At 73.4% G+C, this 4,748-nt stretch carries 4 protein-coding genes; 2 read left to right on the plus strand and 2 right to left on the minus strand.

What is annotated here, in order from left to right; all coding sequences use genetic code 11:
• Positions 1-537 precede the first annotated feature (537 nt).
• On the plus strand, positions 538-1,656 hold the full coding sequence (locus RWM17_RS12330; RefSeq protein ID WP_314104067.1) for a glycoside hydrolase family 6 protein: 1,119 nt from the start codon (positions 538-540) through the stop codon (positions 1,654-1,656).
• A gap of 36 nt (positions 1,657-1,692) precedes the next feature.
• On the opposite strand, the gene RWM17_RS12335 is transcribed toward RWM17_RS12330, so the two are convergent.
• Entirely contained in the window at positions 1,693-2,109 is a 417-nt protein-coding gene (locus RWM17_RS12335; RefSeq protein WP_314104071.1) for a MerR family transcriptional regulator, read from the minus strand.
• A 99-nt stretch (positions 2,110-2,208) separates the two neighbouring features.
• Between RWM17_RS12335 and RWM17_RS12340 the strand changes: the two genes are divergently transcribed.
• A complete protein-coding gene (locus tag RWM17_RS12340) occupies positions 2,209-3,816 on the plus strand; it encodes a SulP family inorganic anion transporter (RefSeq protein WP_399540476.1) in 1,608 nt (535 codons plus the stop codon).
• A gap of 128 nt (positions 3,817-3,944) precedes the next feature.
• On the opposite strand, the gene RWM17_RS12345 is transcribed toward RWM17_RS12340, so the two are convergent.
• Positions 3,945-4,748 (minus strand): C40 family peptidase (locus RWM17_RS12345; protein ID WP_314104069.1); only part of this gene is annotated, 804 nt, incomplete at its 5' end.

Genomic DNA, 4,748 nt, shown 5'->3' on the forward strand with positions numbered 1-4,748 from the left:
CGCCAGCACGGGGACGGCCGCGAGGCCCACGACGAGCAGGGCGGCGATCGCCGCTCGCGACGCGGTGCGGGAGGCGCCGGCGCGGAACGAGGGAGCGGCGGCGAGCGGGGCGGACGAGGGGGCAGGGCGGCGGAGCATGGTTCTCGGTTCGTCGTGTGGCGGCGGCAGGACCGGTGGTGGGCCGGTCGTGGTCACGCTGCTCGGGCGCGGCGGTCCGTCCACCCTACCGAGCGCCTCCTCGCCGCACCTCCCCCCGTGAGCGGTACACGACACGTGTGGACCATCCCGCCCCTGTGCAGGGATGACCCCTGCCCGCCCCGTCGGCTCCGCAGATGCCGACCGTGAGCCCCTCGAGACCCTCAGAACAACCGGATTTCCCGTGATAGCAGCTCTCGTGGTCGGCATTTGCGGAACCGGCGCACGCACCGGGGACAGCTGGTGTCCCCCGAAGGGCCCCCTGTGCCCGGGCGCACGCCGTGTTGTCATGGAGGTCCACCATCGTCGGGGCCCTCCCCACGGCGCCCGGGAACGGGCCCGATGTCGCACAGCCTGCCGCACCTCCTCCGCACCGCCCTCGGCACGCTCGTCGTGGCCGCGGCCCTCGGCGTGGGCGGGTGCACCTCCGCCGACCGTGACGCAGCAGGCCCGACGGCGGGCGCCACGGCGACCCCGGGCCCGACCGACGACACGTCCGACGAGGCGACGGGCACGCCTGCCCCCACCGGGGAGGCAGCCCCGCGGCCCTTCGGCGCGATCACCCCGGACACGATCCGCTCCGCCCCGAACACCCTCGTCTTCGACGGCGGCCTGGCGGTCGAGCCGAACTCCCTCGCCGCCCGGGCCGCGGACCGCCTCACGGCCGACGGCGACGCCGACGCCGCCCGGGCCGCCGAGCTGATCGCCGAGCGCCCCGTCGCCCTCTGGCTCGGCGACGGCCACGACGACGCCGCGCTCGTCGACGAGATCACCGACTACCTCGTGGCGGCCGAGATCCAGGACGCGACGCCTGTCTTCGTCACGTACGCGATCCCCGATCGCGACTGCGGCAACTACTCGGCCGGAGGCCTCGCGGCCGACGACTACCCCGCCTGGAACCAGCTCGTCGCCGACACGCTGCGCGGCCACCGCGCGGTGGTCATCGTCGAGCCCGACTCGCTCGGCATGCTCACCCGCTGCCCCGACCTCGCCGAGGAGAGGATCCCCCTGATCCGGGAGTCGGTGGCCGCGTTCTCCGACGCGGGGGTGCCCGCCTACCTCGACGGCGGCAACTCGAACTGGGTGCCTGCCCGGGAGATGGCCGAGCGCCTCGAGCAGGCCGGGATCGACCGCGCCCGCGGCTTCTACACGAACGTCGCGAGCTTCTACCCGGTCGACGACGAGCGCGCCTACGCCGAGCGGGTCAGCGAGCTCACCGGCGACAGCCGCTACGTCATCGACGTCTCGCGGAACGGCCAGGGCTGGCGCGGCACCTGGTGCAACCCCGAGGGAGCCGGCCTGGGCCAGGACCCGCACGTCACCGGCGGCAGCAAGGGCCTCGACGCGTTCCTGTGGGTGAAGACGCCGGGCATCAGCGACGGCACCTGCAACGGCGGGCCGCCCGCCGGCGAGTGGTGGGCGTCGTTCGCCGAGGGCCTCGTCGAGCGCCGCAGCGACTAGCCCGCAGGAGGCGCGGGCCGGGCCCGCAGGACCGCGTCAGCGGCTGCGCAGCAGCTCCAGGAACTCGTCGGCCATGGCGAGCTGTCGCTCGAGCCGGGCCCGGCGCTCGGCGGCGTCCGCGATGAAGGCGTCGAGACGGGCGCGGGTGTCGGGCACCGCGCCTCCTCCGCTCCCGGCGCCGTCGGCGCCGTCATCAGCGTCCGCCTCCCCCAGGGCGTCGACGACGCGCAGCAGCTCGGCCATCTCGTCGAGCGAGAAGCCCAGCGGCTTCATGCGTCGGATCACCATCAGCCGCGAGAAGTCGGCGTCCGTGTAGAGGCGGAACCCGCCGTCGCTGCGCCCCGAGGGGGTGAGCAGCCCGACCTCGTCGTAGTGCCGGATCGTGCGCAGCGACATCTCGGCACGGTCGGCGAGCTCGCCGATCTGCATCATCGGTGCGTCGGCGTCCGTCATGCTCACTGGCCCATCTCTACCCTCACGTGAGGGTAGGGTCGATCACACGGCAGTGTCGCCGGTCCCCCGATCTTCTCACCACACCACCCGGAGCACACCGTGACCGTCGACTCCCCCCAGCCCCGCGCCGTCGCGCCCGCCCGTCCCGACGACAGCGTGCGCGCGGTGCTCCGCTCGCCGCACCTCCTCACCCGGGAGGCGCTGGCCGGCATCGTCACCACCCTCGCCCTCGTGCCCGAGGTGATCTCGTTCTCGGTGATCGCCGGCGTCGACCCGATGGTCAGCCTGGTCGCATCGGTCGTGCTCGCCGTCGTGATGTCGCTGCTCGGCGGCCGACCCGCGATGGTGACCGCCGCCGCGGGCTCGGTCGCCCTCGTGATCGCGCCGCTCGTGCGCACCCACGGCGTCGAGTACGTGCTGCCGACCGTGCTGCTGGCCGGCGTCATCCAGATCGTCTTCGGCACGGCCGGCCTGGCCCGCCTCATGCGGTTCATCCCGCGCTCGGTGATGATCGGCTTCGTCAACGCGCTCGGCATCCTGATCTTCGTCGCGCAGGTGCCGCACCTGGTCGACGTGCCGTGGATCGTCTACCCGCTCTTCGCCCTCACGATCGTGATCGTCGTGCTGCTGCCGCGGTTCACGACCGTCGTCCCGGCACCGCTCGTCGCGATCGTGGTCGTGACCGTCATCGTCGTGGCGGCGGGCCTCACCGACGTGCACACCGTCGGCGACGAGGGACCGATGGGAGGCGGCCTGCCGGGACTCACCCCGTGGCTGGTGCCGTTCAGCCCGGAGACCCTCGGCATCATCCTGCCCACCGCGCTCAGCGTCGCGTTCGTCGGCCTGATGGAGACGCTGCTCACCGCGAAGCTCGTCGACGACATCACGGAGACGCCCTCGCACAAGGGCAAGGAGTCGTGGGCCCTCGGCGTCGCGAACATCGCCGCGGGCGCCTACGGCGGCATCGCGGGCTGCGCCATGATCGGCCAGACCGTCGTCAACGTGAAGATCGGCCGTGCACGGACGCGGGTCTCGACGCTCGCCGCCGGGCTCTTCCTGCTGCTGCTGGTCACCGGGCTCAGCTCGGTGATGGCGCGGATCCCGATGGTCGCCCTCGCCGCCGTGATGATGGTGGTCGCGATCACGACCGTCGACTGGCACAGCGTCCGGCCGTCGACGCTGAGGCGCATGCCCGTGCCCGAGACACTGGTCATGGTGGTCACGGTGGGGGTCGTCGTCGCGACGAACAACCTCGCGATCGGCGTCGCCGTCGGCGTGCTCCTCGCCATGGTGCTGTTCGCGCGGCGCATCGCGCACGTCATCCGGGTCGAGCGGACCGTCGAGGCGCCCGCCGTCGAGCCGGCGGCCGCCGCCGTCCCGGATGCGGACGGCTCCGCCCGCCCGCGCGCTCGCGTCCGCTACGACGTCGTCGGCCCGCTGTTCTTCGGCAGCAGCAACGACCTCGTCGAGCACTTCGCGTACGCCGACGACGCGGCCCTCGCCGAGGAGGCGGACGCCGCGTCGCGTCCGGACGCGACCGTCCTCGTCGACCTGAGCCGCGCCTCCGTGTGGGACGCCTCGAGCGTCGCGGCACTCGACTCGGTCGAGACGAAGTTCGCGGCGCACGGCCTCGCCGTCGAGTTCGTCGGCCTCGACGAGCGCAGCGGCTCGTTCCACGGCCGCCTCACGGGCAAGCTGGGCAGCTGACCGCGCCGCGACGCCGCCCGCAGCGCACCGCACCGCACCGCGTTCCGTGCACTGCACCGTGTCCAGACGCGGTGCAGTGCACGGAACGCGGTGCGATCCGTCACAGCATGCGGGCGGCGAGCGGCGCGCTACGCGCCGATGCGCACGAAGTGGTGCGGCGAGTCCCAGATGGGCCGCACGCTGACGGACCCGCCGGGCTTCGGCGCGTCGAGGATCATCCCGTTGCCCGCGTAGATGCCGTCGTGGGCGAGGTTGTCGAAGACGACGAGGTCGCCCGGCACGGCGTCGGCTGCCGAGACCCGCGTGCCCTCGGTGTCCTGCGTGGGCACGTAGTGCGTCAGCGAGATGCCGAACTGGGCGTACACGAACGTGATCAGGCCCGAGCAGTCGAACGCGGTCGGGTCCTCGCCGCCGTGCACGTAGGGCGTGCCGATGTACTGCATCGCGACGGCGAGCACCTGGTCGCGGTCGAGGGTGTCGTAGAGCGGGTCGGCCAGGTAGGAGGCGGTGGTCCGGCCGTCCCACTCGCTCGAGCTCGCCGCCTTCGCGTTGCGGAGCAACTGGGTCTGAGCGTCGATCATCGACGTCGCCGAGTACTCGTCGCGCTCGACGTCGTCCAGGACGACCGTCGCGTCGACGGAGAGGTGCTGCTGCCCGCCTGCGGAGGCGGCGGCGGCGAAGCCCGAGCCGCCGGCCGCGGCCTGCGCCTCCTGGTCGGAGCCGGCGATGAGGGGCAGCGTGCCGCTGGCGGCGAAGCCCACGAGCACCGCGACGACGGAGACCTTCTTGACGACGGCGACGAGACGGCGCGAGACGGGAGCCGGCGAGGCCGATGCAGCTGAGGCCGGGGCTCCGGCGGACGACGACCGGTCGGCACGCGCGTCCCGTCGGGCCAGCGCGAGCACCCCGCGACGCTCGACACGGGCCGACAG

It is taken from the genome of uncultured Frigoribacterium sp., from assembly GCF_963515265.1.
Taxonomy (GTDB): Bacteria; Actinomycetota; Actinomycetes; order Actinomycetales; family Microbacteriaceae; genus Frigoribacterium.

Bases quoted from the DNA above. Each gene is read 5' to 3' on its own strand.
- RWM17_RS12330 (WP_314104067.1), top strand. From the start codon at position 538: ATGTCGCACAGCCTGCCGCACCTCCTCCGCACCGCCCTCGGCACGCTC.
- RWM17_RS12335 (WP_314104071.1), bottom strand. From the start codon at position 2,109: ATGACGGACGCCGACGCACCGATGATGCAGATCGGCGAGCTCGCCGAC.